Below are 438 nucleotides of genomic sequence, written 5' to 3' on the forward strand. Positions count from 1 at the left end.
CTGCTCAATCTGGCGGCGCGGCGGGCGCTGGAGGACGGCACCTCCGACCTCGACACCGAGCACCTGCTGTGGGGGGCGACCAAGGTCGATCCCTCGCGAAACCTGCTGTCCCAGGCCGGAGTCGACCCGGAGATGTTCGCGTCGAAGATCGCCGAGGTGCTGCCGAAGGAATCAGGTGAGCCGTCCGCTGAACCGGGGCTGACCCCGGCCGCCAAGCGCACCCTCGCCGACGCGTACGGCCGGTCGCAGGCGGCCGGTGCCTCCTACATCGGCCCCGAGCACATCCTCGGCGCCCTCCTCGACAGCACCGGCAGCGGAGCCGCCCGTCTGCTCCAGGACTCGGAACTGGACGCGGAGCAGCTGCGAGGCCTCACCGACAGGCCGGCGCGCTCGGACGGTGCCCAGGCGGCCGGGCGGAAGCCGTCGACGACGTTGGAC

The 438-nt window shown here is 72.4% G+C and carries 1 protein-coding gene; it reads left to right on the plus strand.

Features of this window, described 5'->3' with window-relative positions; translation table 11 throughout:
* Positions 1 to 438 (plus strand): Clp protease N-terminal domain-containing protein (locus tag R2S09_RS40265; protein ID WP_316746260.1); only part of this gene is annotated, 438 nt, incomplete at both ends.

This window comes from Streptomyces sp. MK7, from assembly GCF_032658145.1.
Classification (GTDB): Bacteria; Actinomycetota; Actinomycetes; order Streptomycetales; family Streptomycetaceae; genus Streptomyces; species Streptomyces spiralis.